This window comes from Planctomyces sp. SH-PL14, from assembly GCF_001610835.1.
In the GTDB taxonomy this organism is placed as follows: domain Bacteria; phylum Planctomycetota; class Planctomycetia; order Planctomycetales; family Planctomycetaceae; genus Planctomyces_A.
This window is the reverse complement of record NZ_CP011270.1, coordinates 3,308,130-3,333,945: the sequence shown is the minus strand read 5'-3', so window position 1 is coordinate 3,333,945 and position 25,816 is coordinate 3,308,130. Positions and strand designations below refer to the sequence as shown.

The window sequence follows — 25,816 nt, the reverse complement described above, 5'->3', positions numbered from 1 at the left end:
GGGGCAACGCCCCTTTGCCCGCCGGAGGCCTGGCCGTCGGGAGAGGTCTGAAGGAGTCCGTGTCCAAACGCGGACACCGTGTCGTATGCCCCCTCACCAACCCGCGGGGATGGCAGAGCCAGCGGTGTACGTTGAGGGAGTCCTCAACGCTGGTGCCACAAAGCGGACGTCCGTTGTGTCCCACGGTTCCTCAGGGAAGTGCCTCCGGCGGCAAGGGGGCGAGGCCCCCTTGACCCCGGCTGCCGTCGCACGATGGGTCTGAGCTATCAAGTCGTGCCGGCAAGAACGTGCACCGAGATACCGGGATCAGCCGCACTCCTCGCTCGCCCTATCGCCCTTCACCGGTCCGCTGCGTCAGCAGGAACGCCAACAGGTTCTGGAACTCCTCGGGCGAGACCAGCTCCGCAACGTTGGCCGGCATCAGCGAAAGCGGCGAAGCGGCCTGCTCCTCAATGTCCCCCCGCGCGACCTTGAACTCCTGCCCCTTGCCGTCCGCAAAGACCAGCAGGTCACCCTCTTCGCGGCGCTTGAGGCCGGTGAGAACGCGGCCATCCGTGAGGACCAGCGTCGAAGCCCGGAACGCAGCATCGACGTTGCGGTTGGGGTCAAGAACGTCTTCCAGCAGGCGGTCGAGTCCACGGATGCCGACACCGTCGAGCTGCGGACCGACGCGATTCCCGACATCGCCAATCTGGTGGCACGCCGCACAGTGCTTGGCAAAGACCGCCTTCCCAACCTGAGCATCGCGAGCCGCGGCACCGTACTGCTGGCGACGCTCTGCAATGAGCTTGGCAATCGCCTCGTTCTCAGGGGGCAGATCCCGCGTCAAACTCGTCAGCCGGCCCTCGATCCCGTCCAGGCCAACTCGCTTGAGCTTCTCAACGAGCGGCGGATGCCGCAGCAGCGTCGGAGCGAGGCGTCCCTGCTCGATCAGCGAGAGCAGGACCTCCGCCCCGCGGCGGTCGGACGCAAGCTGCTCCGCCGCCCCCCGCTGCTGGGCAAACGGCGCGGTCTTGAGGATCGCTCCCAGGAGCTCCGCAGTCCCGGCATCGGTCTGCGACTGGAGACAGGCGAAGCACTGCTCACGCAGCGCCGCGGCCATCGCCGGATCGCGGGCGAGAGCCATCAGCGTCGCGAGCCGCGTGTCCGGAGCCGGCGCGAGAGAAAGGACCGCCTCGGCTGCCCGGGCGCGGTGCGCGAGTGTCGCCTCCCGATTGACCGCGAGCGCCAGGAGCGGCGATTGCAGTTCCTCCAGCCGCAGAGCCGAGGCGAGACGGGTCGCGAGCTCGATCGGCGAGACGGCATCCCGCGGGTTGAGCCCCTCCAGCGAAAACCGTCCGACCGCCAGCCAGGCGTAAGCCCCCCGCGTATCGCGGTCGAGGATCTCCAGGTAAACCGGCTGCCCGGCGATCTCGGAGAGATCCCAGGTCGTCTGCTGAGCCAGGTCGTTCCGCGGCGGAGGCTGCTGACGCAGGATCGCCCCGCTTGCTCCGTCCCGGAGCAGCAGGATGTTCTGCGGGTCCTCCGGTGTGGAGGGGAGCCCGTTGTGCCCCGCCATCCAGAAGGAGAACGTCTTGGGGCAGGGGAAGGAGGACGACCGCAGGAGACCGGTCCGCTGTTCTCCTCTGGGGAGCGTGCAGAAAAAGGCCCCGTCCGCGCGGCCATCGGCCGACGGACGGATCTGCGTGACGAACGGGTTGTCCGGGAGCGGACTGCCATCGATCGACTCCGCGGTCCAGGCCGGGCGGTCTTCCACGGGCTGGCTGAGAAGCTTCCGGGCGACCTCAAGAGCCCACGGCTTGAGCCATGCCAGCGACCCCTTGCCGCGCTGCTCCAGTCCCGTCTGCAGGGCGGTGAAGGCGGACTGCAGCGACGGCAGGTCCAGCGGCTTCTGCTGCAGGTCGGCAATCAGGGCCCGGACTCCGGCCTCGTTGCCGAAACGGGCGATCCGCTGGAGCGCCTCGGTCCGCCGCGGCGAATCCCACTGCGTCTTGACGAGATCGACGAGGAGTTCGGCGGAGGCGGGTGTCGTCGTCGCCAGCAGGATGTCGAAGATCGCCTGCGGGTGGGCCTGCGTGATGGCCCGGACCGCGTCACTGCGTACGATGGCGTCCTGGTCGAGATGGTTCCGCAGCGCCATCCGGATCGCGTGGACGAGATGCGTATCGTCGGCAGGGGTCTGCGCCAGGAGGTCCGCGAGGGTCGCGACCGTCGACTCATGCGGGTGGAGGCCGATCGCTTCGGCGACCGCCATCCGGACGAACGGATCGGGATCCTCGGCAAAGCGGACGATCGATTCCCGCCGGAGATCGTCCCAGTGATTCGGGCTACCGAGGGCTTTGACGTAGTGAACGCGGACGAGCGGCGACGGGTCGCAGTCCTTCCATTCGACGCGGCTGGGAGTCAGGGTGCCGAGGTGCTGCATGAGCCAAGTCATGTGAGCCCGGCGGAACTCCGAGCCTTCCCCCTGGAAGAAGCCCGCCGCGGGGCGAGCGGCGGGCGACGTCCCCGCCACCGACCGGGCCAGCAGCTCATGCGTCGCCAGGACGCGGGTCGTGAGGTTGCGGTCTCCCAGCGTGTCGAGGAGTTCGTCGGCGGACTGCTTTGTGAGATCGACGCTCTTGGGCGGCGTCGCCCCTTCGCCGGTGTAGACGACGCGCCAGATCCGGCCTGTCGTCCGGTCCCGCCGCGGATGCGCGAGCGGGACCTCGTAGTGGCCGATGACGGCGTTGTGGAAGTCGGCGATGTAGAGCGCCCCGTCCGGCCCCAGCTTGACGTCGACCGGACGGAACCAGCCGTCGTCGCAGGTCAGGAACTCCGGCTGGGTGTCGATCCGCGGGGTCGCGCCGGTCCAGATCAGCTTGTCGCGATGGACTTGGCCGTTGACCGGGTTGCAGATGAAGACATTCTCCTGGTAGTCCGCCGGAAAGTGGTCCGCCTGGTAGAACGCCACGCCGCAGATCCCGGTGGAGCCGTGGTTGTGGTCGATCATGTTCGGGCCGAAGCCCAGGCCGTCGTGCGGCTTGCCGAAGCTCTCGTAGTACGCCCCCCTGAGGAGCATTGTGATCGGCTTGGAGTGGCAGTCGGCGTTGTAGAGGTTGCCGCGGTGGTCGAACGCCATGCCGAAGGGGTTCACCTGTCCCCAGGTCCACTGCTCGATCCGGTTGCCGTCCGGGCTGAAGCGGAAGGTGTTCCCCGAGTTCATCGTGAACTCATGCCCGTCCCGCCCTTTGACCGTCGACGTGTTGCGGAAGCCGTGGCAGGCGTAGACCCAGCCGTCGATCCACCACGTGAAAGAGCTTGCCATCCCGTGGGTGTCGAGGTTACCGAACCGGCCGTAGAGCACCGACTGGCGGTCGCTCTTCCCGTCCCCGTCGGTGTCCTCGCACAGGTAGATGTCCGGGATGCTGAAGACGGCGGCCTTGCTGGTGCTGAGGGGGACCTGCCCGATGGGGATGTTGAGACCGCTGGCGAACGTGGTCACTTTGGCCGGCTTGCCGTCCGGGCCGATCCCTTCGACGACCGTCAGCCGGTCCCGCGCGGGAGGTTTTCCCATGCCCTGAAAGTTGCCGTCCCGCGGTTGGACTCCGTCCCCTTCGACGGGATACGGGTATTCGACCGAGGACGTGACCCACAGCCGGCCCGCGGCGTCGAAGTTCAGGTTCATCGGCTGGCCGATGTCCGGATCGCTGACGACGAGCTGGATCGTGAAACCGGCGGGGAGATGGAACTTCGCCCGCTGCTCTTCGGGCGGGAGGGCGTCGGTCTCGACGACGAGCGGCGCGGCGAGCGCCGCGGAGGCCAGGAATGGGAAAGCACACAGCAGCAGCCGACGAAGCATGAGCGTCTCGGAAAGAAGTTCAGCAGTTGGTGATCAATCAGCAGAGATGGGGGGCTTACGCGCCAGCGGGTGGCTGCGGTTCGCTGCGGGCGGTCCGGACGAGGAGATTGATCGTGAGGAGCAGGTAGGTCGGGAACGAGATCAGGATTGCGAGCAGCAGGCTCAGGAGCGAAGCCGCCAGGCCGCCGGCGAAGTCGGCCATCGTGGGCTGGACGGTTTCCGAGGCGGCGATGACGGTGAAGGAGGCGATCATCCCCTTCATGGTTCCGCAGAGGCTGATGAGGGCGGGAAGGGGGAGGAGGGTGAGGTAGGACGCGAGAACGGCCGGTGCCTTGCGGCGGTTGACGAGGACGCAGGCTCCGGCAAAGAGGCCGACGCCGACGGCCAGGGCCGCGAAGGTGGAAACATTGCCGACGGAGTTGAGGATCCATCCGAGTTCGGTGGTTTGACCGGGCAGGATTCTGGCCAGAACTTCTTGAGAAACCGGCATGGCGTGACACTCCTCGAAGCGTGAAGGAGACGGGGACCAGCAGTGAGTCTCTAGTCTCATCTGCCGTTGCTCACAGAACAAGCCCGTTTCGAGACCTCCCTATACCGGGTCCAGGGTCTCCTGGTCAGGGGGTGCAGGGGGGAGAATCCCCCATGCCCGCCGGAGGCCTGGCCGTCGAACGATGTCTGAAGGAGTGAGTATCCAGACGCGGACGACGTGCCGTATGCCCCTTCACCAACCTGCGGGGATTGCAAAGCGAGCGGTGAATCCTCAACGCGGGTGCCACAAAGCGGTCGTCCGTTGCTTACCACGGTTCCTCATGGACGTGCCTCCGGCGGCAAGGGGGCGTGGCCCCCTTGACCCCGGGCTGCCGTGGCACGTTGGGTTTGAGCTATGGACGCTGCGCCGGCAAGGGACGTGGTTCGAGGCTAGCCGGGGGCGTCCAGCGACCGGCCGTTACTTCGCGGTCCCAACCCCATCAGGAACGGAACAGCCGCCTGGCTCCACTCCTCCGGCCCCGGATAAGCACTCGCACCGTCGCTCCAGCAGAGCCGCAGCATGTCGGTATCGATGATCCCCGGATTCAAGGCGACCGCTGCCAGCCCCTTCGGAAGTTCCGAGGCCAGCGCCGACGTCAGCCCCTCGATGGCATACTTCGTCGCGCAGTACGGAGCGACTTCCGGCGACGTCGACCGTCCCCAGCCCGACGAAAAATTGACGATCACCCCCCGTCCCGCCGCGATCATCCGCGGAACGAAGTGCCGGACCACGTGAAACACGCCGCCGATGTTGATGTCGAGCAGCCGCTGGAACTCCTCCGGCGGGACCTCCCACAACGGCGCGGTCTGGTTCATCACGGCCGCGTTGTTCAGCAGGAGATCGGGAACGATCCCCTGTTCCGCGAGTGCCGCAGCCCACGCACCGACGGAGGCATCATTGGTGACATCGACAACCTCGAACCGATGCGGACCGGGATACTGGCGGCGAAGCTCGTCGATCGCGGCGGCATCCCGTCCGCAGCCGGCGACCGTCCATTCGGCTTCGGTAAACCGGGCCACCATCGCTCGTCCCAGCCCCCGCGTTGCCCCCGTCACCACCACTGTCTTGCCGCCAGCCATCTCGGTCTCCTCAGGTCTCTGCGGCGGACGATACCATGCCTTCTCTCCTGGGGCGAAGAAGAGGAACCGATGCCGATTGCGTTCAACTCCCTCTGTCCACTGCTGCAGGTCTTCGACATGCCTGCGTCTCTCCGGTTCTATCGCGATGTCCTGGGGTTCACGGTCGTCGCCTCGGACCGACCGGGAGACGACTGTGACTGGTGCCTGCTCCGCCAGAGCCGCGCGGAGCTGATGCTCAACACGCAATACGAACGCGACGAACGCCCTCCGGCCCCGAACCTTGCCCGCCGGAATGCCCACCGCGACACGGCTCTCTACCTGGACTGCCCGGACCTTGAGGCCGCTTCAGAACACTTCCGGATTCACGGAATCGTGGCCGAAGGGCCGGTGACGCGGGACTATGGAATGCGGCAACTGACCGTTGACGATCCCGACGGCTACGTGCTCTGCTTTCAGACGGCGGTCCGCTGAAGAGAGGACGGCAGAACCTTCCCGATGGGAACCTAATGAGCGGGAGAGACGCGATCCTCGGTGTGGCGACGTGGCTGGTCGTCACCGCGTTCCTGCTGCTCTACGTTCACAAGTCGAAGCAGACCGGTATTCCGCGGACGGCGGCTCGGTCTCGAATGGTCGCTGTCCGCACAGCGGTCTTGTGTGTCGTGGCGTTCCTGGGATTGGGATGGGGGCTGGGAGTCACCGGTCCACGGATCGCATTGGGTCTCCTGATCGCGATGCCGATTGTCCTGCTGACCTCGCTGAAAGCGTATGAGGGGCCGCACCACAACGTCGTGGGCGTTGCTCTCGTGGTGCTGATCGTCACTCCGCCGTATGTGCTGAAACAGTACCTGCTCGGCTTTCCCGACTACGACGAGATCGTCCTGCTGCCGCCGGGGTCTTCCTCCTCGGTGGCACGCATCAAAGGGGCACCGTCCCGCCCGGCACAAGAAACGACGAATCCCGCCGAAGCCCTCTCCGCGGCGGGTTCAGAAGGTCCGCAGGTCGCCACGGCCGTGTCGGTCCTGCGGCCGGCGGGGACTGTTGAAGTCCGAGGCGCCCGGTTCGCGGCGATCTCGCTGGATGGGACGCTGATTCCGGTCGGCGCGCAGGTCGAGGTCTGCGGCGAGCGGAACCAGTCTCTCCTGGTTCGCCCTCTCCGCGAGACCTCTCCCACGACATCTTGAACTCATGATTTGCGAAGGCCCGCGGAGCTTCCGTGGAAGGCCCCGCGGTTTATGCCTCGCGGAAAAAAGTGGTGCCGGTTGCTGCCGTCAAAAGCGGCCTTTCGCGAGACAGCACCGCCGGAACCGTAGACCGGATCCGCAGGGGCAGAGATCGTCCCGGCCGAGCTTCTCTTCGAGGAGCTTGTCGCCGTGGACGATCCGCACGCCCCGCTTTACCTGCGTTTCCGAGGGGTAGCCCCGGCGGCGCTTACTCGTCGTTTCGAAAGCAAGGGAGATCTTCGTGGAATGACCGCATGGCACACCTCCGGGGCAAAGAGTGAATGGGTTTGAGTTCGACGACGGCGACTCGACACCGGGCGTCGAGGACTGGTTCACGGCGAACCGCCCAGGGGTGCATTCGCGGAACGGTGATCGGTCAAGATGGGGCGTCGAATCGAGCGGTTTCGAACTTGCGTTCTGGCCGGCACGACTCCCCTAGCTCAAACCCAACGTGCCACGGCAGCCGGGGTCAAGGGGGCAACCCCTTGCCGCCGGAGGCCTCCTGTGAGGAACCGTGGTACACAACGGACGTCCCCTTTGTGGCACCGGCGTTGAGAACTCCACGCTCGCTCTGCACTCCCCGCGGGTTGATTTGGGGGCATACGACACGATGTCCGCGCTTGGACACTCACTCCTTCAGACATCTCTCGACGGCCAGGCCTCCGGCGGGCAAAGGGGCGTTGCCCCTCTGCACTCCCCACCAGGGGCGAGCCCCTGGACCCCGGTATTGATCATCCGCCGTCCGACCAATATCCAGAGAACGCACCCGGTCCGTCGGTCGACAGACCGGGTGCTACTCGTCGAGCTCCACCGTCCAGTACGCCTCGCTGAGGAACTTCGACCAGCTCTCGATCCGGACATCGTGCCGCGCGTAGAGCGGGTTCCACTTCGGTCGGACCGGCCGCTTCCGCAGCGGCATGTGGGCCTCCACCGGAGTCCGGTCCGCCTTCTTCGCGTTGCAGTCGATGCAGGCCAGCACACAGTTCTCCCACGTGCCCAGGCCCCCCCGCGAACGGGGAACGACGTGGTCGATCGTCAGCTCCTCGCTCCCCGGCTGAAGGCCGCAATACTGGCAAGTGTAGCGGTCCCGCTTGAAAAGGTTCCGCCGGCTGAAGGTGACGACGTTCGTCGGAACGCGGTCATACTCCGTCAGCGCGATCACTTCCGGAACGCGCAGCCGCCGCGAGACCGTCTGGAGGAACGGCTCCTCGTGGCCCGGGATCAGCGCCGTCCAGTCCGACCAGCTGTGGAGCCGGTAGTCCAGCGGATCGACGATCCGGGCCCGCTCGCCGGCGACCAGCGTCAGCGCCCGCGCAACGGAGGCGACGCCGACGGGCTGCCACACGCGGTTCAGGACGAGCGTCGGTCGTGTCAGAGTCGCTTCCATGATTCTTCCTCACTTCCTGGAAAGTGTTGTCGAGGGTGTTCGAACGGAATTGAACCGATTCCTCCGGCGTCACAGGCCGGCGTGCAGAACCTCTACACCACGAACACCATGTCGGAGCGGAGCGGGGTCGGGAGAGGAGCCCAGGGAGCGGGTCGGCCGTGCTCGCGGCCCCGACTTCAGAGACTCCTCCCCGGCCCGCCCGCCAGACCGAGTGCGATCAGTCCAGAAACGCGACATGCCGCATCGCGGCTGCCTGCGTCTCGGTGTTCATCAGCACGCGGTGCCAGTCGTCCAGCACGATGGTGGCGTGGTCCGCATGGCGAACACGCCCCTTCACGTACACCGACGGGTTCCGCCGCAGGACCGACCAGCCCCAGCTCTTCGCTTCCGGCTTGCGGGAGAGAAGAGTGTTGTGCTGGGCCTGGGTCAGACCGTTGGGGCGGTGCCGGCAGACGTAGACCACCTCCCCGCCGGAGCGGTAGAGGAAGTCGACCGTATGCGGCTTTCCACCTCCGCGACGCATCGGTTCGCGCGTCAGGACGAGTCGCTCATCGACGATCAGTCCCGGTTCGCGGACGAAGAACCATTCCCCCTGTCGGAGGAAGGCTTCGTTCTTCCGCCGATTGCGGTCCTTGGGCCGGACCTGCAGCCGCGACTGGAGGGCGACGATCTCGGCCGGTTTAAGAGCCTCCATCGCCGTCGCCACCGTCGAGGCGCTCCGGTTCTCCGGGACCGCCGCCACGAACCAGTGCCGCTCGTCGTGGCCGCACAGGAACTTGTGCGGCTCCGAGCCGCCATCGCGCGACATCAACAGCAGGTGCCGCCGGGCCGGTTCCAGGTGGAGCACGCTGAGCTCCGCCGACCGGCGGGGAGGGACCTGCACATCAAACAGTTCGCCATCGCGGTCGCGGGCGATATCGATCGCCACCGCCTCGACGGCCCAGCGGCCATCCACCGTCCGCACCCGGGCGCGAGCCCCGATGCGGGCGAACTGCCGCTGAAGAACAGTCACGTCCATTGGAGTGAACTCCAAAGAGTCGACGTGAGTTCCGCAGGGAATCACGTCAGGAAACAGTGCCGTCGCGGACCATCCGCGCGGACAACCTCTGTGGACGATTGGATATCGATGTCATGGTGGCCCCCTTTCCGGGAAAGCAAGAACGATGACCCGCAGTCTCCCGAGGGACACGCGTCCCCCGGGGAGGTTCGCCGCCGGAGGATCCCTCCTGACGGCATTGAGTGCCTCGACCAGGACTCGAACCTGGAACGCCCCGTTCGAAGCGGGACATGATGTCCATTTCACCATCAAGGCAGAGTCCGCCGCCCCAACGCGGGACGGCGGACCGATAAGCGAGTGCGAGAACAGGAACACCGCCGGCCGACGAGGCGACCGGCGGGGCTCCCTCAGGTCACGCCAAGATCTCGGTTACGACGCCGGAGCCGACGGTGCGGCCCCCTTCGCGGATCGCGAAGTGCGTCCCGGTCTCGATCGCGACCGCTCTGCGCAGGTCGACGACGAGCGAGACGTTGTCTCCCGGCATCGCCATCGCGACCTCCGCGTCGAGTTCCGCGCGGCCGGTCGCGTCTGTCGTCCGGAAGAAGAACTGCGGCGTGTAACCGCTGAAGAACGGCGTCCGCCGTCCTCCTTCTTCGGGACTCAGGAGATAGACCGCTCCGCGGAACCGCGTGCGGGGCTCGACCGACCGCGGCGCGGCGAGGACATCGCCGCGTGCCACGTCCGTGTTCTTCACGCCGCGGAGCAGGAGGCCGACGTTCTCACCCGCTGTCCCCTGCTCCTGGACCCGGTTGAAGGCTTCGACGCTCGTCACGACGGTGTCGATCGGATCGCCGGAGCCGAGGATCTCGACCTTGTCGCCGGGATGGATCGTCCCCTGCTCGATCTTGCCGGTCACGACCGTGCCGCGGCCGGAGATCGTGAAGACCCCTTCCACGGGCATCAGGAACGGCCGGTCGACGAGCCGCTCCGGCGCGGGAAACCGGTCCAGCTCCGCCAGCAACGCGGCGATGCACCGGGTGGCCTGCGGATCGCCCGGCGCTTGCGCCGCAGCGATCGCGCTCCCCCGCACGAACGGGGTGGCGTCGCCGTCGTAGCCGTGCCGCGTGAGGAGGTCGCGCGTCTCCATCTCGACGAGATCGATCAGCTCGGGGTCGTCGACAAGGTCGACCTTGTTGACGAACACCACGAGGTGCGGGACGCCGATCTGCCGCGCGAGGAGGATGTGCTCCCGCGTTTGCGGCATTGGCCCGTCGGCAGCGGAGATCAGGAGGATCCCGCCGTCCATCTGGGCGGCGCCCGTGATCATGTTCTTGATGTAGTCCGCGTGCCCCGGGCAGTCGATGTGGGCATAGTGCCGGGCTTCCGTCTCGTACTCGACGTGGCTCGATGTAATCGTGACGACCTTCGTGGGGTCGCGGACCGTTCCTCCCCGGGCGACGTCGGCGTACGACCGGGCTCGCGCGAGCCCCTGTGTCGCCTGGACCGCCAGGATCGCGGTGGTCAGCGTGGTTTTGCCGTGATCGATGTGACCGATCGTTCCGACGTTGAAGTGCAGCTTGTTCCTCATGACGAACTCCCACCTCCCGAAGGGGAGGCTTCAGGACCAGGGCTCGTCGGTCCAATCGTGAGATCTTTTTGTACGACGCGTAACACCAGGACCGGGCGAACCCACAGTGGCCGAGGTGGGAGTCGAACCCACAAAGTCACCAGGCTCTCGACCTGGCCGCTTTTCCCGTTTGCGTACTCGACCGCAACAGCCGCCATCGCTGACGACTGATGACTGACAACTCGCGACTCAATTGCAGACCCCGGGAACGATCCGGGCTCCCCGCCGTATGAAAGCGGGTCGGGCACCAGCCCTGCCTGCAGGGAAACTTCTCTGTCAGTGACCAGGGGGAGAGTCGAACTCCCACGCCTTGACGGCACGGCGTTCTGAGCGCCGCGTGGCTACCGTTACACCACCTGGTCGAAGGCACGTGCAGAAGTGAGTGCTCGTGCCTGTCGGGAGGGCGAAGCTCCTGCTGAGCCGCGCCGGTGCCCGACGCGATCGATGTCGGGACGGGAAGTCGCCGTTGGGGACGTCCGTCACCGCTGTGGCTCGGCGGGAGCCTCGCCCTCCCGTAGTGACCCGTGCGGGATTTGAACCCGCGTCACCGGCTTGAGGGGCCGGTATCCTGAACCTCTAGACGAACGGGCCGGACGCCGCGGCGGTGGAGCGATGCACCCCCGCGGTCATTCAAATGAGTGGACCCACCGGGAATTGCACCCGAATCTCCGGCTTGCAAGACCGGCGTCTTCCTGTTGGACGATGAGCCCTTGGGGGAGTTTTCAGTTGTCAGTTTTCAGTCGTCAGTTCAGAACGGGGTTGGTCGGGATCCGCCCTTCTGGCTGAGAACGGAAAACTGAAAACTGAGAACTCTTTTCCTTCCATTGCGGGAGCTGGATTCGAACCAGCGTCTCGATCTTCAGAGGATCGCGTCCTGCCGCTGGACGATCCCGCATGAGCGCGCACTCTCAGCGCACGACATGACCCGTGTGGGATTCGAACCCAACCTGGCCAGCGTGAAAGGCTGGCAACCTCACCAGAAGTCGAACGGGCCGAAGCAGCGAACCGGTTGGTCGAGAGAGCGTGACCGGTGAAACAGGTCCCGGGCGATTCAAAGAAAAAGCCCGGTGTCCTGTTCGTGACACCGGGCCGTGATGGCTCGTAGATGGCCGGGGGGCCGTGTCACGTCAGTCGCTCTTGCATCCGCTCCAGGAGCGCGCTCCGTTCCTGTTCCCGCTGGCTGCGGGCGGCCAGGGACCGGCGCAAGGCGGCGGCCTCCCGCAGGAAGCGGAGGAGAGCGGTGCGTAGGAGACGCGACTGGCTGTTCATGATGCTCATCGGGTTCGAACGTTCATGATGATCATGAACGGGAGGTCCAGCAGAGCGGACAGGCCGGCGAACACCGCCGGCCGGGGGACGATCTCATCGCCCGTACGAATGAGATGCGCGCCGCGCGGAAAATGTTCGCGCAAAAATCTGAGCGGCGACAGAATCCCGCTACTTGGCTCCCACGCAGTAGAGGTGTTTGTCCGAGCGGAGGAACAGTTCTCCGTTGCTGATCGCCGGAGTGGCGCTGAAGACCTCGGTATCGTCGGTGACGCGGTTCACCGCGAGCTGTTCGAACTCCCGGCCCGCCTTGAGGACGTAGGTCTCGCCGCCGCGGGTCGTGTAGTACACCTTGCCGTCCGTCAGGACCGGCGACGAATAGTCGCTTCCGCCGCCGAACCCGCGCCGGCCGCCCGGGCCGCCGCCAGGACCACCCTGGCCCCCGCCGGGACCGCCCGGTCCGCGGCCCGCTTCGCCGGCGTTGCCGCCAGGCCGTCCCCCTCGGAGGCGCGACTGAAAGATCTTGTCGCCCGTCGCGGCGTCGATGCAGTTCGCTACGCCGCCGTTGAAGAAGTAGATCCGTCCCTCATAGACGACCGGCGTCCCGAAGCGGCTGGAGTCGCCTCCCGACCAGACGACGTGGTCCTTCGTTACGTCGCCGGAGCCCCCCGCTTTGACGGCGATCGATCCGCCGCCGCGACCTTCGATGGCGTACACGACCCCATCGCCCGCCACGACGCTCGAGTTGAACTGGTCGGAGGGCATCGCCTCGCAGTACCACTTGAGCTTCCCGTTGGACGGGTTGATTGCCCAGATCTCGTAGGGAGCGCCGATGACGATGTCGGTCCGGTCGGCGCTGACCGGTACGGCGACGGGGGTTCCCCAGACGTTGCCGAGCGATTCGGATTCCGCCCGCCACTTCTCCTGGCCGGTTGCGGTGTCGAGCCCGACGATGGCTCCGCTCTCGGGGCCGGCCGGGACGATGACGGTCTCCTGGTAGATGATCGGACTGGAGGAGGAGCCCCAGCGGCGGGGGTCAGAGCCCTTGCCGACGTTGGCGTGCCAGAGTTCCTTCCCTTCGAGGTCGTAGGCGTAGACGCCGCTCTTGCCGAAGAAGGCGTAGACCCGCTGGCCGTCTGAGGCGGCGGTGTGGGAGGCGTAGCCGTGTTCGGGGACGCCGGCGCCGGCGAAGGGGTCTTCGGGGAGGACGGCGTCGACGGTTTTCGTCCAGGCGATCTGGCCGGTCTTGCGGTCGATGCAGACGAGGTGTCGTTTGAGGTCTTTCTGATCGCCGGGGTTGCCGCGGTCGACGCCGTAGCCGGTGTAGCAGGTGACGAAGATCCGGTCGCCGACGACGATGGGGCAGGAGACTCCAGCGCCGGGGAGAGCGACCTTCCATTTCACGCCGTCGTCCGGGCTCCATTTTTCGGGAGCGGGGGCGGCGTCGAGGCTGACTCCGCTGCCGTTGGGTCCGCGGAACCGGGGCCAGTCGCTGGCCGAGGCAAAGTTGCAGGCGAAGTTGCAGGCCAGGGTGCTGGTGAGGGCGAGGCTGCCCAGGATCCGGATCGATCGCATCGTGTTTTCCTTCGTCGAGTCCATGGGACGGGCCGATATGGGGCGTTCGGCGCGGGGTTTCCCTCTGGTGAAACCCGGTCGGAGGGTGGACGGACCGGAAAAGTAGCGAAAAAGGGGACTGGCCCCCGTGGCTTCACGCGGGATTCAGCCGAGAGGACAGCCGACCGGGGTCCAGGGGGTACCCCTGGTGGGGGATGCAAGGGGGCAACGCCCCTTGCCCGCCGGAGGCCGTCTCGTCGAGAACCATCGAAAGCTGTCGATGTCCAAGCGCGGACACCGTGTCGTATGCCCCCTCACCAACCCACGAGGATTTCAAAGCGAGCGTTGAGTCCTCGACGCCGGTCCCACAAAGCGGACGTCCGTTCCTTACCACGGTTCCTCATGGAAGTGCCTCCGGCGGCAAGGGGGTGAGACCCCCTTGACCCCAGCTGCCGTCGCACGTTGGGTTTGAGCAATGGGAACTGCGTCGGCAAGGACGCGGTTTGAACAAGAAGAGACCGAGCCGGTGCGCGGAAGCAAGCCCCCGCGCACCGACTCGACCCTTATCCGAAGAGCTCCGTCACCGGAGACCCTTCGGCGAGGAGGCTGTACGGACGACCCTGCGGATCAACCGCCTCCAGATCGTGAACACCCATCGCGTGATAAACCGTCTTTGTCACATCCGCCGGCGTGATCGGCTTGCTCGCCGGATACTCGCCAAAGCGGTCGCTCGAACCATAAACCTGCCCGCCCCGGACTCCCCCACCCGCCATGACATCGGTCAGGCAATGCGTCCAGTGGTCCCGCCCCGCGCCGTTCACGCCGCCCGAGCGGCGGTCCCCAATCTTGGGCGTCCGGCCCATCTCGCTCGTCACCATCACGAGCGTCGAGTCGAGAAGCCTCCGGTCGGCCAGATCCTCGATCAGCGCGGAGAAGGCGCGGTCGAACTCCGGCAGCAGATCCTCCTTGAGGCAGTTGAAGTTGTTGCCGTGCGTGTCCCACCCGCCGGCACTGGCACACTTCTTGGCCAGCTTCTCTTCGTTCTCCTTCCAGAAGACGGTGATGAACGGCACCTCCGCCTCCACCAGCCGCCGGGCCAGAAGCAGGCTCATCCCGTTGACCGTCTCGCCGTACCGCGCGCGGAGCTTCGGCGTCTCGCGGGAAACGTCAAAGGCATCCGCCGTGCTGGAGGACATGAGGAGCGTGAACGCCCGCTCCTGCTGACGGTTCCAGATGCCGGCGGTCGCATACCGCTCGCCGTCACGACGGGCCTCGTCGACGTTCCGCAGAAGAGCCCGTCGATCGGTCAGCCGCGCCGCCGAGGTGTTGCCGTCGAGCATCAGCGCCGGTGACTGGAACTTGAGCGGCTCCTTGAGGCTCCCTTCGAGGTACAGCGGATCGTGCTCGATCCCCAGCCGCGCGGCGAACTGCCCCGGACGGGTATAGGGAGCCTTGCTCGGCTTGTGCGGCAGCGTGATCAGGTTCGGAAGCTGGGCGTGCGCCGGGCGGCGCGACGCGACGACCGAGCCCATGAACGGCCAGTCGTCCGGCATCGGCGTCCGGTTGTTGCCGAGCGAGATGAACGTCGGATCGGGGACGTGGCCCGTCAGGTTGTGGTAGTACCCGGCGTGGTGGTCGTTCGTGTTGACGGTCGCTCCGACCGAGTTCAGGAGCGCCAGGTGATGGGCCTGCTTCGCCAGGAGCGGCAGGTGCTCGCTGAGGTACATCCCCGGCGCCGATGTCGGGATCGGGTCGAACGGACCCCGGTACTCCAGCGGAGCGTCGGGCTTCATGTCCCACATATCGAGGTGGGAGGCCCCGCCGCACAGGAAGAACAGGATCGTCGACTTGGCCGGCTTGCCGCTGGCCGTGGCGGCGACCGGCGCCGCGGGGGACGCGAGCGTCGGACGACCGAACGTCATCCCGGCGATCCCGGCCGTCGAAGCGACGAGAAATCCGCGGCGGCTCGTTGCGAGGGCCGCGTGGCGATCGGCACCGTTCATGGTTCGAAAGTTTCTATTTCAGGAGCAGGCCGCGCGGGAGGCGGAGCGGGCCCTTGGATCGGTCTCAGGTCAGTCCGGGAATCGGACGGCTCTCGGCAAACAGCTTCACCAGGTCGGCCGGCAGATCGGGGCGGAGCCGCATCTGCGGGACCTCGAACATCACCTCGCCGAGCGTCGCGAGGAGGTTGGAGATCGTGACTTTCTCGGACAGCGGCTCAGCGGCGTCGCGGGTCGACTGGCCGATGACTTTTCCCATCGCCAGCCCGCCGCCGCTGACGAGGAGCGGGGCGAGGTTCCCCCAATGGTCGCGGCCGCCGCGCTTGTTGAGTCGCGGCGACCGTCCCATCTCGCCGCAGCAGACGAGGAGGACTTTGTCGCTGAGGCCGCGCTGGTGGAGGTCTTCAATAAACGTGCTGACCGCGTGGTCGAACGGGTGGCCGCAGTACCGCATCCCCTCTTCGACACCGGCGTTGTTCGAGTCGGCGTGGTTGTCCCATACGAAGTCGGTCGTGACGGTGATGAACCCGACTCCGGACTCGCACAGCCGCCGCGCCAGGAGCATCAGCTTTCCGAGGGTCTTGACGTGCGAGACGTAGTGCGGGTGGTTGTTCCACTGCCGGCTGATCTGGTCCGGCGTCATGAGCGGGGCGGTGTCGTAGCGGGCGATCTGACGGGGGTCTTCCTTCGAGAGGTTGAAGGCGTCCGCCACGTTGCTGAGGATCGTCGAGGCGGCCTGGACCTGGAACTTGTCCATCCCGGTCAGGAGGGCGCCGCTGTCGACTTCCCGGTTGATCCGGTCGAGCTGCCGCAGGAGCCACTGGCGGTCGGTGAAGCGGTCTTCCGGGAGGTTGAGCCGCATGTTGTCGTTCAGCGGCCCGGTGCCGGGGAGGAACGGCGTGAAGGCGCTCCCCAGGACGCCGGGGTCGGCGTGGTTGCCGAAGCTCGTCGTCTCCTTCTTGGCGGAGGTGTCGACCGCGGCCGGGTAGAGCATCGCGCTCCGCGGGATCCCGTTGACGGGGTGCATGGGCCCGGCGACGCGGGAGTAAATCGAGCCGAGCGACGCTTTATACAGGCCGTTCGTCAGGACGGGCTTGATGTCATGGTTGCCGTCGCCGGTGACGAACGAGCGGACGATGGAGAGGCGGTGGGCCTGTTTGGCCAGGAGCGGGAAGGTCCCGCCGAAGGTCATTCCCGGAACGGTTGTCTGGATTTCGCCGGTCGCGCTCTGGATCCCCGCGGGAGCGGACATCTTGGGATCGAAAGTTTCGATCTGGCTCGGTCCTCCCTGCATAAAGAGGAAGACGACCGTTTTGTTGCGGACGAGGTCAGCGGTGGCGGCTTGGGACTTCAGGCCCAGGAGGTGCGAGAGCGAAAACCCTCCGAGCCCCAGCGTCCCGGCGCGGAGCATAGCCCGACGGCCGACCGGGGCGTTGGGATTGAAGAGGGAGAGCATGGCCGCTTCCGACGGGACGCATCGGGCTGCATTAATGGGTCATAGTGTGCCATCGGCGTTCGGGGGCCGTCAACTGCAGGCCTCCTGAGCTGAAGGGAGTCGTTCCGGCCGGCGCGGCTTCCATTGCTCAGACCCAATGTGCCACGGCAGCCGGGGTCAAGGGGGCAACCCCTTGCCGCCGGAGGCGCTTCTTTGAGGAACCGTGGTAAGTAACGGACGTCCGCTTTATGGAGCCGGCGTTTCGCGGTCCCCGCTCGCCTTGGAGTCCCCGCGGGTTGGTGAGGGGGCATACGACACCGTGTCCGCGCTTGGATACGCACTCCTTCCGACGTTGTCCGACGAGACAAGCCTCCGGCGGGCAAGAGGCCAAGAAAACAACACAGGCCCCCCTGCATCCCCCACCACGGTCCCCCTGGACCCGACCAGGACAACCACCCTCACAAACACCCGCGTCCCGAATTGATTGACGATCGTCACCCCATCGCATTAAAGTTTCTTGATATTCCGGCCGAGGAGGTTCTTGAGCGCTCCCTCCCCCTCGCCGACCTGCCTGATTTCCGCCCACCGCCCCTGCCCCGCCACTCCGGCCCGCCCGGGCTGTTTGCCTGCTGAGTCGCCATGCCCCAGCGCGATCTTCCTCTGCTGCGCCACGTCCGGGTTCGCGCTCCGCGAACAGTGACGCTCACTCTCGCCCTGCTCTGCCTCGGCTTCGCCAGCCCGCTCCAGGCGGATGAACCCCCGGTCAGCTTCGTCAACGACGTCATGCCCGTCCTGACCAAAGCCGGCTGCAGCATCGGCTTCTGCCACGCCAAGGCGGGGGGCGGCCAACGCGGCTTCCAACTCTCCCTCCTCGGCTTCGAACCGGCCGAAGACTACGAGCACCTCGTCAAAGAGAGCCGCGGCCGCCGCATCGCCGCCCCCTCCCCCGACGAAAGCCTGATCCTCCAGAAAGCCTCCGGACGCGTCCCCCACGGCGGTGGCGTCCGGCTCCCCCGCGACTCGGAAGGCTACCGCATCCTCCACGACTGGATCTCCCAGGGAGCTAAGGACGACCGCGAGACCGCCACCAAGCTCGTCTCTATCGAAGTCCAGCCCCCCAGCGGCACGATCCCCCGCCGGAGCGAGCAGAGCCTGAAGGCGGTGGCCCGCTACGCGGACGGCACGACTCGTGACGTGACCGGTCAGGCCCTCTTCGAGCCGAACGACGAAGCCCTCGCCGAAGTCTCCGGCAACGGTCTCGTCAAAACGCACGACATCTCCGGCAACGTGGCGGTCATGGTCCGCTATCAGGGGAACGTCGCCGTCTTCCGCGGCTCGATCCCGCTGGGAGCCCCGGTCGACTCGCTCCCGCCATCGAAAAACTTCATCGACGAACTCGTCTTCGCCAACCTCAAAGGGATCGGCGTTCCCCCCTCGGCCCTCTGCGACGACGCGACGTTCCTCCGCCGCGTGACTCTCGACATCGCCGGCCGCCTCCCGACTGACGAAGAAGCGAAGCTGTTCCTCGAAAGCTCCGATCCGGCGAAACGCGACCGCGTCATCGACGAGCTGCTCAAGACCCCCGACTACGCCGACTTCTTCGCCACCAAGTGGACCGCCCTCCTCAAGAACCGCCGCGACGACGCCAGCGACATCACGAGCAACTTCGCCTTCCACGCCTGGGTCCGCGACAGCCTGCTGGCGAACAAGCCCTACGACCAGTTCGTCCGCGAACTTCTGGCGGCGACCGGAACGATCATCGCCAACCCGCCGGTCGCCTGGTACAAGCGGGTCAAGGAACCGAAGCAGCAGATCGAGGACGTCGCCCAGCTGTTCCTCGGCGTCCGGATGCAGTGTGCCCAGTGCCACCATCATCCCTTTGAGCGCTGGAGCCAGGACGACTACTACGCGCTCGCCGCGTTCTTCAGCCAGGTCGGTCGCAAGCCCTCCGGCGTCCGCGAGCAGGACCTGATCTTCCACAAGCGGGGAGTGGCGGCCGCGACGAACATGAAGACCGGAAAGGCGGTCAAACCCGCCGCGCTCGGCGACGCGATTCCGGACATTCTGCCCGACCAGGACCCGCGGCTGAAGCTGGCCGACTGGATGAGCCGGCCGGAGAACCCGTTCTTCGCCAAGGCGCTCGTCAACCGCTACTGGAAGCACTTCTTCACCCGCGGCCTGATCGAGCCCGAAGACGACATCCGGGACACGAACCCGCCGACGAATCCGGAGCTCCTCGCTGCCCTCGAAAAGCACTTCGTCGCCAGCGGCTTCGACCTCAAGGCCCTGGTCAAGGTCATCACGCAGTCGAGCGCCTACCAGCTCAGTGCGATCCCGAACGACCACAATCTGGCCGACCGTCAGAACTACTCGCGGCACTACCCGAAGCGGCTCCAGGCCGAAGTCCTCCTCGACGCGATCGACCGGGTTGCCGGAACGCAGACTGACTTCGCGAACCTCCCTGCCGGAACGCGCGCGGTTGCCCTGCCGGACAACAGCTACAACCGGTCCTCACCGTTCCTGCGGGTCTTCGGCCGGCCGGAAGGGGAGAGCGTCTGCGAGTGCGAACGGGTCCAGTCCTCGAGCCTCGCTCAGAGCCTGCACCTCCTCAACGCGGCCGACATCAAGGGCAAGCTGGCCAGCCCGACCGGCCGCGCGCAGAAGCTCGCCAAGGAGATGCGGCCGAATGAAGAGAAGGTCCAGGAGCTGTACCTGGCCGCCTTCTCCCGCGCTCCCCGGTCCGACGAACTCAAGACCGCGCTCGACTACCTGGCAGAGCCCCGCGTCGACAAGGACGGGAAACCGGTCGATCCGGCCAAGGCAGCCAACGAGAATTTCCAGGACCTCGTCTGGGCGCTGATCAACACCAAAGAGTTTCTGTTCAATCATTAGTGAGTTGTGGGCAGCTGGTCGTGGGTAGCAGGAAGCGGTCGCGGGAGAGTGTGATGACGAAACCAAGTGAACAGGCCGGCAACGTGAAGAGTGCTTCTTTCCTGCGACCGACTCTCCTCCTCGCGGTTGCGACGCTGTTCGCTCCTTCGCTGGCCTCCGCGCAGTCCGTCTGCCTGCCCGCTCCGCGGCTCCTGACCACGGTCCCGATGGGGGGACAGGTCGGCACGACGGTCGAGATCGTCATCGCCGGGGAACATCTTGATGATGCCGACACGCTGACGTTCTCCGACCCGCGGCTCACCGCCGCGATGAAGGTGGATGCCGCCGGAAAGATCGAGCCGAACAAGTACGTCGTTTCGATCGCCGCTGACTGTCCGCCGGGACTCTACGAGGCCCGCGTCATGACCCGGCTCGGGATGTCCTCGTCCCGCGTCTTCGCGGTCGGGACGCTCCCGGAAGCGGCGGTCACGACGCCGAACACGACCCTCGCGACCGCGAAGGAGATCCAGGTCAACTCCGTCTGCAACGCCGCCATGACGGCCCGGGCGATCGACCACTACCAGTTCGAAGCGAAGAAGGGCCAGCGGATCGGCGTCGAGTGCGCGACCCGCGGGATCGACTCGAAGCTCGACGCGGTCGTGATCATCGGCGACTCCGCCGGCCACGACCTGCTGGTGGAACGCCGCGGCGGCCTCCTCGACTTCAGCGTCCCCGAAGACGGCAAGTATGTCGTCAAGGTCCACGAGCTGACCTTCAAGGGGGGCCGCGACTGCTTCTACCGGCTCATCGTCCAGGACGTCCCCGCCGGAGCGGCGATCGCCCGGCATCCCTCGACCCAGCCGGTCAACGCCTTCTCGTGGCCCCCGACCGGCCTCCCCGAACAGGCGCCGCTCGCCGAAGCGGAGCCGAACAACGATCCCGCCCACGTCCAGAAGATCACGCTCCCGTGCGATGTCTCCGGCAGCTTCGCCCTGGCGGCGGACGTCGACATGTTCGAGTTCGAAGCCAAGAAGGGCGAAGAGTGGTGGGTCGAAGTCGCATCGGAGCGGTTCGGCCTCCAGACCGATCCGAATGTCCTGGTCCAGCATGTCGCGGTTGCGGACGGCAAGGAGACGCTGACCGACGTCGCCGAGTTCACCGACATCCCGAGCCCCGTCAAGGTCTCGAGCAACGGCTACGCCTATGACGGGCCTCCCTTCAATGCCGGCTCGGCCGACATCCTCGGCAAGCTGACAATCCAGCAGGACGGCCTTCACCGGCTGCAGATCACCGACCTGTTCGGCGGGACCCGGAACGATCCGCGGAACGTCTACCGGATGGTGATCCGGAAAGCCGCGCCGGACTTTGCCGTCGTGGCGTGGCCGCTCCACATGGAGCTCCGCAACGGCGACCGGAACGCCCTGACGAAACCACTCGCTCTCCGCAACGGGGGCGCGATGGCCCTGGAAGTCGTCGCGATCCGTCGGGACGGGTTCAGCGGAGAGATCGACCTGGTGATGGAGAACCTTCCCGCGGGGGTCCGGGCGCAGGGACTCAAGATTCCCGCCGGCCAGAACCGCGGGATCCTCGTGGTGAGCGCCGAGCAGACCGCCCCCCGGGCCCTGGCGAGCGCCACCTTCACCGGCCGGGCGACGATCGACGGCGCGGCCGTGACTCATCCCTGCCGACTGGCGACCTACGCGTGGCCGATTCCCGACTCTTGGGGTGAGATCCCCTATCCGCGGCTCTCGGTCGACATTCCGGTTTCGGTCAGCGGACACGACTTCGCCCCCCTGACGATCGCTCCGACGACCCGCGATCCGATCGAAGCCAAGGCGGGGACGACGCTCAAGATTCCGCTCGTCCAGACCCGTCGCAGCGAGTTCTCGGGGGCGACGATGTCGCTCAAGACCTTCGGCAGCGGCTTCGAGGCGAACGCCCCGTTCACGGTCCCGCTGACGGCCGACGCCTCTGAAGCGGTGATCGACCTCGCCAAGCTCAAGACGCCTCCCGGCGACTACCAGATCGCCTTCTACGGCAGCGCCGTCGCCAAGTACCGCCACCATCCGGAGGCGGTCACCGCCGCGGAGCTGGTGAAGAGCAAGGCGGAGGCGGACCTCAAGGCGGTCGACGCCGATCTCCTCAAGGCGACCGAAGCGGCGAAGGCCGCCGCCGCGGAAGCGACCAAAGTCGAAGCCGCCGAGGCGGCCAAGACGGCCGAGGCCAAGATGGCGGCGGATGCCGCGGTCGTCGACCTCCAGGCGAAGCAGAAAGCGGCTGCCGCCACGCTGGCTGCCGCCGATCAGACGCTCAAGAACGCCACCACGAAAGCGCAGCCGACGGATATCGTGGACATTGTTGTCTCGGAACCGATCGCGATCCGAGTCCTTCCCGCGGAGACCAAATGAGTCACGCTCAACCTTCCCCTCCTGTTCACTGCGCCGGTCCGCGGGGGCTGGCAACGCGCCGCCGCGCTTTCCTCCAGACCGGGCTCGCGGGCTTTGCCACGATGAGCCTGCCGGGGGTGCTTCGCCTCCAGGCGCACAACAGCCTGCAGGCCGCCGAAACCGGAACGGCCCCCGCGCGGCAGAAGAACGCCGTGATCATGGTGTGGCAGCCCGGCGGGCTGTCGCACATCGACTCATACGATCCCAAGCCCTTCGCCGGGTCTGAGTACCGCGGACCGTTCGACGTGATCGACACGAAGGTCCCGGGGCTCCAGTTCACAGAGCTTCTCCCCCGGCATGCCGCGATCGCGGATAAGTTCACGGTCCTCCGCTCGATGCGGCAGACCGCGGGCGGACACCCGGCGGGGTCGATGCAGCTCCTCTCCGGCGATCCCGACACTCGCGACAAGCCGAAACCGAAGTACCCGGACTGGATGACGGTCGCCAACTACATGCGGGCGAAGGACGGTCCGCGGACGAACCCGCTTCCGCGATACGTCGGAGTCAATCCGCCGCTCGAGTACAACGGGCCCGCCTATCTTGGCGACGCCTGTTCGCCGTTCGTCGTGACAGGCGACCCGAGCGCGCCGACCTTCTCGGTGCCGAACATCGGCCTGACTGACGCCGGCGAAGTTCAGCACCTGGATCGCCGTTCGCAGCTGAGGCGGAACCTCGACACGCTCGAGCGGACGTTCGATCAGCAGCGGGAGCTGGCGGCCCTCGACGAGTTCGAGGTCCAGGCGATGACGCTGCTCACGAACCCCAAGACGAAAGAGGCGTTCGATCTGTCGCGCGAGGACGACAAGGTTCGCGACCGGTACGGCCGGAACGCCTGGGGGCAGCAGCTGCTGCTGGCCCGCCGGCTGGTCGAGGCCGGGGTCGACATCCTGACGACGAGCCTGAGCGGTCCGCTTTGCGGCCGGGTGCAGAACTGGGACGACCACGCCGTGAACCATCACGTCTTCGACGCGATGCGGTTCCGGGCGGAAGTCTACGACCGGGCGGTTTCCGCCCTGATCGAGGACATCTACGAGCGGGGTCTCGACAAGCGGGTTCTCGTCTGCGTGACGGGAGAGTTCGGCCGGACGCCGAAGATCGAGTACTCCCCCAGCACCGGCGCCGGGAATGCGAGCGCCGCGGCGGGGACGATTCAGCCAGGCCGGGACCACTGGCCGCGGGCGTTCTCGAACATCTGGGCGGGAGGGGGAATCCAGACGGGCCGGTTTGTCGGGGCGACCGACAAGCGGGGCGAGGATTCGATCGAGCGGATCTGTGGTCCAGGCGATTTCCTGGCGACGATTTACCACCACCTGGGGATCGACTCGACGAAGACGTTCATCAAGGACTTCAATGGTCGTCCGACGCCGATTGTGGATCACGGCCGTCCGATCGCGGAACTGATGGGCTGAGAAGAGAATTCGACCGGGTCCAGGGCGGATGCCCTGGTGGCGTGCAGGGGCCACCCCCTGCCCGCCGGAGGCTTTGGCCGTCGAGAACTGTTTGAAGGAGTACGTGTCCAAGCTTGGACAACGTACCGTATGCCCCCTCTTACCAACCCACAGGGATTGCAAGGCCAGCGGTGTGATGTGAGGGAGTCCTCAACGGTGGTGCCAAAAAGGGGACGTCCGTTGTGCCCCACGGTTCCTCATAGGAAGTGCCTCCGGCGGCAAGGGGGCGTGGCCCCCTTGACCCCAGGCTGCCGTAGCACGTTGGGTTTGAGGTGGCATAGCCGTTCCGGCGAGATGAGTCCGGCGACTGTGCACGCCTCCCACATCAGTCGTTCAGTGGCACCAGCGTCAGCCGCGAGATGCGGTACCGGCACGCATACGCCCCCACAAAAAGATGCTTCGCATTCGGCGTCGACCAGTAGTCCGACAGACTCAGCGACTCCGGACTCCCCTCCCAATCAATGATCCGCCGGCCGTCGACACTCACCTCCACCCCCGTCTTGCGGACCGTCACGATCACCTGGGACGGCTCCCCCTTGTGCAAGAGCGGCCCCGCGACCGTGGTGAGGTTCGCTCCGACATTCTTCCCGTCCACGTTCTCGAGCGCCGAGAGGGCCTTCTCCTTCTCGCCGAAGTTCAGGAGGGTCAGGAAGCGGTTCTCGCCGGAACGCTGGCCGAGGATCAGGGCGTTCGGCTCATCGAGCGGCTCGACCACGGCGATCATCCGGTACTCGGCCGGCGGCTCGTAGGGAATCTCGATCCGCGCCCCGAAGGCGCTCGGGCTTTCGAGAACGCCCTCTTCCAGCGTCCACTGCCCCTGGACGGTATCCCGCGCGACGTCGATGCGGCTCAGGAGGTCGACCGGCTCTCCGGTCGCGGGGCTGGAGCCGGTCGCGGCGGTCGAAGACGCTCCCGTGTTGCGGGCAAACTCCGGCAACGGACGGGACACGGGAGGGAGCGGCGTTTGTCCCCGCTCCGCGCGGACCTGGAAGTAACCCCACAGCTCGACTCGCTCGCCCCCCTGGAGCGCGGCATCGACCCGGTAGCTGACGGGTGTGGGCCGATCGAAACGCCCCAGCGACACCGACTGTGGCGCGGCCGGATCGGTCGGGGCATCGACCCAGGGACCGAGAACGTCGGTCTGGATGCGGACGCGAAGGGAGGCGACCTGGGCGTCCTTCGGCCAGTCGAGCCGCAGCCGGACCGGCTCGTCCGGCGCCGGAGCGTTGGGCTCGGGGAGGGCCCGGAACGCGGAGTAGAGATCCCGTTCGCGGTCGAGCGGCGTCTCCGGCTTCGTCCAGCCCAGCCGCTGCTTCTGATCATCGTCGAGCCACGACTCGCTGATCCAGCCCCGGTACTGCGCCAGGCTCATGACGGAACCGTTGCCGGGCTCGGGGTGCGGCAGGCCGACCGTGTGGCCGACCCCTTCGTGGTAGACGACGCAGTCCGAGCCGCAGTACGGCACCCGCCAGCCGTCGGCACTGACGAGCCCCCATCCCTTCCCTTCGCGGGAGAGATACGTGGCCCGCGCCCCGCCGAGGCCGGAGCCAGGAAAGTGCCGGTCGCCGCTCAGGTTCCCCTCGAAGACGAGTTTCCCCTCCTCTTGACGGAGCCGGTAGAAGTCGTCGAGCGGCCGCCAGTTGATCTCGCTCAGGACGAGCAGGATCGGGAAGGCGCCCTCCGTCTTGTCCTGGCCAAAGCGGAGGGCTTCGTCGGTCTCGCGGAGCGTCTGGAAGAAGATGAAGTCGCCGTCGCCGGAGCGGAGCTGCTCTGTCGTGCGGGCGGAGCGGAGCGGCTCGGGATGAACGATCGTCCGGAGCGTCGACTGGCCGTTGTATTCGCGGGCGTGGAACTGCTCGATCCGCCTGGCGAAGTAGGAGACCCGATCCTTCCAGTCCGCCAGCGGCGCGCGGTCGCGGGGGAGGAAGTACACGATCGTGACGTCGATCTTGTCGATCGAGTGCTTGCCGTCCCAGGTCTTGAGCTCGGCGAGCGCCGGGCGGCTGCAGAAGAGTCCCAGGAGGAGGGCCAACGCGAGACGAAGCGGGTGCGACAGACGCGACATGAGCGACGAGTCCTGGGGAGTCGGAGACGGGAGGCGCAACAGCGCCTCCG

General features: G+C 66.6%; 17 protein-coding genes and 8 tRNA genes. 5 read left to right on the top strand and 20 right to left on the bottom strand.

All coding sequences use genetic code 11. From position 1 onward, the window contains the following. Window positions 1-328 precede the first annotated feature (328 nt). The 3 genes from VT03_RS12935 to VT03_RS12925 all read right to left on the bottom strand — a co-directional run bounded on the left by VT03_RS12935 (window position 329) and on the right by VT03_RS12925 (window position 5,449). Window positions 329-3,841, bottom strand: coding sequence for a HEAT repeat domain-containing protein (locus VT03_RS12935; RefSeq protein ID WP_075093353.1), 3,513 nt, complete (start codon window positions 3,839-3,841; stop codon window positions 329-331). Between the two features lie 55 nt (window positions 3,842-3,896). Next, on the bottom strand, window positions 3,897-4,331 hold the full coding sequence (locus VT03_RS12930; protein WP_075093352.1) for a hypothetical protein: 435 nt from the start codon (window positions 4,329-4,331) through the stop codon (window positions 3,897-3,899). Between the two features lie 428 nt (window positions 4,332-4,759). Further along, window positions 4,760-5,449: an SDR family oxidoreductase gene (locus VT03_RS12925; RefSeq protein WP_075093351.1), complete on the bottom strand. Its 690-nt coding sequence runs from the start codon at window positions 5,447-5,449 to the stop codon at window positions 4,760-4,762. A 69-nt stretch (window positions 5,450-5,518) separates the two neighbouring features. Between VT03_RS12925 and VT03_RS12920 the strand changes: the two genes are divergently transcribed. Both VT03_RS12920 and VT03_RS12915 read left to right on the top strand, forming a co-directional pair. Next, window positions 5,519-5,920, top strand: a complete 402-nt coding sequence (locus VT03_RS12920; protein ID WP_075093350.1) for a VOC family protein — start codon at window positions 5,519-5,521, stop codon at window positions 5,918-5,920. A gap of 35 nt (window positions 5,921-5,955) precedes the next feature. Further along, window positions 5,956-6,630, top strand: coding sequence for a hypothetical protein (locus tag VT03_RS12915; RefSeq protein WP_075093349.1), 675 nt, complete (start codon window positions 5,956-5,958; stop codon window positions 6,628-6,630). 87 nt (window positions 6,631-6,717) lie between these two features. Here VT03_RS12915 and VT03_RS34645 read toward each other — a convergent pair whose 3' ends face one another. The 16 genes from VT03_RS34645 to VT03_RS12845 all read right to left on the bottom strand — a co-directional run bounded on the left by VT03_RS34645 (window position 6,718) and on the right by VT03_RS12845 (window position 16,956). Further along, window positions 6,718-6,834, bottom strand: a complete 117-nt coding sequence (locus VT03_RS34645) for an SEC-C metal-binding domain-containing protein (RefSeq protein ID WP_231870652.1) — start codon at window positions 6,832-6,834, stop codon at window positions 6,718-6,720. 628 nt (window positions 6,835-7,462) lie between these two features. After that, window positions 7,463-8,056 (bottom strand): HNH endonuclease, encoded by a 594-nt coding sequence (locus tag VT03_RS12905; protein WP_075093348.1) that lies wholly within the window; start codon window positions 8,054-8,056, stop codon window positions 7,463-7,465. A gap of 34 nt (window positions 8,057-8,090) precedes the next feature. Beyond that, window positions 8,091-8,163 (bottom strand) — tRNA-His (locus VT03_RS12900). Window positions 8,164-8,273: 110 nt separating this feature from the next. Then, on the bottom strand, window positions 8,274-9,074 hold the full coding sequence (locus VT03_RS12895; protein ID WP_075093347.1) for a hypothetical protein: 801 nt from the start codon (window positions 9,072-9,074) through the stop codon (window positions 8,274-8,276). Between the two features lie 222 nt (window positions 9,075-9,296). Continuing rightward, a tRNA-Arg gene (locus VT03_RS12890) sits at window positions 9,297-9,368 on the bottom strand. A gap of 97 nt (window positions 9,369-9,465) precedes the next feature. Then, window positions 9,466-10,641 carry an elongation factor Tu gene (gene tuf, locus VT03_RS12885; protein WP_075093346.1) on the bottom strand — a complete coding sequence of 392 codons (1,176 nt, stop codon included), beginning with the start codon at window positions 10,639-10,641 and terminating at the stop codon, window positions 9,466-9,468. A 107-nt stretch (window positions 10,642-10,748) separates the two neighbouring features. Then, window positions 10,749-10,824: transfer RNA gene (locus VT03_RS12880), tRNA-Leu, on the bottom strand. A gap of 136 nt (window positions 10,825-10,960) precedes the next feature. Continuing rightward, window positions 10,961-11,042: transfer RNA gene (locus VT03_RS12875), tRNA-Leu, on the bottom strand. 156 nt (window positions 11,043-11,198) lie between these two features. Beyond that, window positions 11,199-11,271, bottom strand: a tRNA-Glu gene (locus VT03_RS12870). Between the two features lie 48 nt (window positions 11,272-11,319). Then, window positions 11,320-11,390: transfer RNA gene (locus VT03_RS12865), tRNA-Ala, on the bottom strand. 114 nt (window positions 11,391-11,504) lie between these two features. Then, window positions 11,505-11,575: transfer RNA gene (locus tag VT03_RS12860), tRNA-Gln, on the bottom strand. A gap of 26 nt (window positions 11,576-11,601) precedes the next feature. Next, a tRNA-Glu gene (locus VT03_RS33445) sits at window positions 11,602-11,674 on the bottom strand. A gap of 128 nt (window positions 11,675-11,802) precedes the next feature. Then, window positions 11,803-11,958 carry a hypothetical protein gene (locus VT03_RS33440; RefSeq protein WP_156514461.1) on the bottom strand — a complete coding sequence of 52 codons (156 nt, stop codon included), beginning with the start codon at window positions 11,956-11,958 and terminating at the stop codon, window positions 11,803-11,805. Window positions 11,959-12,117: 159 nt separating this feature from the next. Further along, window positions 12,118-13,521: a PQQ-binding-like beta-propeller repeat protein gene (locus VT03_RS12855; RefSeq protein ID WP_082846774.1), complete on the bottom strand. Its 1,404-nt coding sequence runs from the start codon at window positions 13,519-13,521 to the stop codon at window positions 12,118-12,120. 542 nt (window positions 13,522-14,063) lie between these two features. Continuing rightward, window positions 14,064-15,503: a DUF1501 domain-containing protein gene (locus VT03_RS12850; protein ID WP_075093345.1), complete on the bottom strand. Its 1,440-nt coding sequence runs from the start codon at window positions 15,501-15,503 to the stop codon at window positions 14,064-14,066. 64 nt (window positions 15,504-15,567) lie between these two features. Then, complete coding sequence (locus VT03_RS12845) at window positions 15,568-16,956, bottom strand: DUF1501 domain-containing protein (RefSeq protein WP_075093344.1); 1,389 nt, start codon at window positions 16,954-16,956, stop codon at window positions 15,568-15,570. Window positions 16,957-17,574: 618 nt separating this feature from the next. Here VT03_RS12845 and VT03_RS12840 point away from each other — a divergent pair. From VT03_RS12840 to VT03_RS12830, 3 genes are read left to right on the top strand one after another with little or no spacing between them, the layout of a single operon-like run. Continuing rightward, window positions 17,575-19,827, top strand: a complete 2,253-nt coding sequence (locus tag VT03_RS12840; protein ID WP_075093343.1) for a DUF1549 and DUF1553 domain-containing protein — start codon at window positions 17,575-17,577, stop codon at window positions 19,825-19,827. Window positions 19,828-19,880: 53 nt separating this feature from the next. After that, window positions 19,881-22,214, top strand: coding sequence for a serine protease (locus VT03_RS12835; RefSeq protein ID WP_075093342.1), 2,334 nt, complete (start codon window positions 19,881-19,883; stop codon window positions 22,212-22,214). Beyond that, window positions 22,211-23,662, top strand: coding sequence for a DUF1501 domain-containing protein (locus VT03_RS12830; RefSeq protein WP_082846171.1), 1,452 nt, complete (start codon window positions 22,211-22,213; stop codon window positions 23,660-23,662). Before VT03_RS12835 ends, VT03_RS12830 begins: the two co-directional genes overlap by 4 nt. A gap of 364 nt (window positions 23,663-24,026) precedes the next feature. Here the strand turns inward: VT03_RS12830 and VT03_RS12825 are convergent, their stop codons facing one another. Then, window positions 24,027-25,766, bottom strand: a complete 1,740-nt coding sequence (locus tag VT03_RS12825; RefSeq protein WP_075093340.1) for a hypothetical protein — start codon at window positions 25,764-25,766, stop codon at window positions 24,027-24,029. Window positions 25,767-25,816: the final 50 nt, after the last annotated feature.

Bases quoted from the DNA above. Each gene is read 5' to 3' on its own strand.
- VT03_RS12925 (WP_075093351.1), bottom strand. From the start codon at position 5,449: ATGGCTGGCGGCAAGACAGTGGTGGTGACGGGGGCAACGCGGGGGCTG.
- tuf (WP_075093346.1), bottom strand. From the start codon at position 10,641: ATGAGGAACAAGCTGCACTTCAACGTCGGAACGATCGGTCACATCGAT.
- VT03_RS12840 (WP_075093343.1), top strand. From the start codon at position 17,575: ATGCCCCAGCGCGATCTTCCTCTGCTGCGCCACGTCCGGGTTCGCGCT.
- VT03_RS12935 (WP_075093353.1), bottom strand. From the start codon at position 3,841: ATGCTTCGTCGGCTGCTGCTGTGTGCTTTCCCATTCCTGGCCTCCGCG.
- VT03_RS12835 (WP_075093342.1), top strand. From the start codon at position 19,881: ATGACGAAACCAAGTGAACAGGCCGGCAACGTGAAGAGTGCTTCTTTC.
- VT03_RS12845 (WP_075093344.1), bottom strand. From the start codon at position 16,956: ATGCTCTCCCTCTTCAATCCCAACGCCCCGGTCGGCCGTCGGGCTATG.
- VT03_RS12920 (WP_075093350.1), top strand. From the start codon at position 5,519: ATGCCGATTGCGTTCAACTCCCTCTGTCCACTGCTGCAGGTCTTCGAC.
- VT03_RS12905 (WP_075093348.1), bottom strand. From the start codon at position 8,056: ATGGAAGCGACTCTGACACGACCGACGCTCGTCCTGAACCGCGTGTGG.
- VT03_RS33440 (WP_156514461.1), bottom strand. From the start codon at position 11,958: ATGAGCATCATGAACAGCCAGTCGCGTCTCCTACGCACCGCTCTCCTC.
- VT03_RS12855 (WP_082846774.1), bottom strand. From the start codon at position 13,521: ATGCGATCGATCCGGATCCTGGGCAGCCTCGCCCTCACCAGCACCCTG.
- VT03_RS12850 (WP_075093345.1), bottom strand. From the start codon at position 15,503: ATGAACGGTGCCGATCGCCACGCGGCCCTCGCAACGAGCCGCCGCGGA.
- VT03_RS12930 (WP_075093352.1), bottom strand. From the start codon at position 4,331: ATGCCGGTTTCTCAAGAAGTTCTGGCCAGAATCCTGCCCGGTCAAACC.
- VT03_RS12895 (WP_075093347.1), bottom strand. From the start codon at position 9,074: ATGGACGTGACTGTTCTTCAGCGGCAGTTCGCCCGCATCGGGGCTCGC.
- VT03_RS12915 (WP_075093349.1), top strand. From the start codon at position 5,956: ATGAGCGGGAGAGACGCGATCCTCGGTGTGGCGACGTGGCTGGTCGTC.
- VT03_RS12830 (WP_082846171.1), top strand. From the start codon at position 22,211: ATGAGTCACGCTCAACCTTCCCCTCCTGTTCACTGCGCCGGTCCGCGG.
- VT03_RS12825 (WP_075093340.1), bottom strand. From the start codon at position 25,766: ATGTCGCGTCTGTCGCACCCGCTTCGTCTCGCGTTGGCCCTCCTCCTG.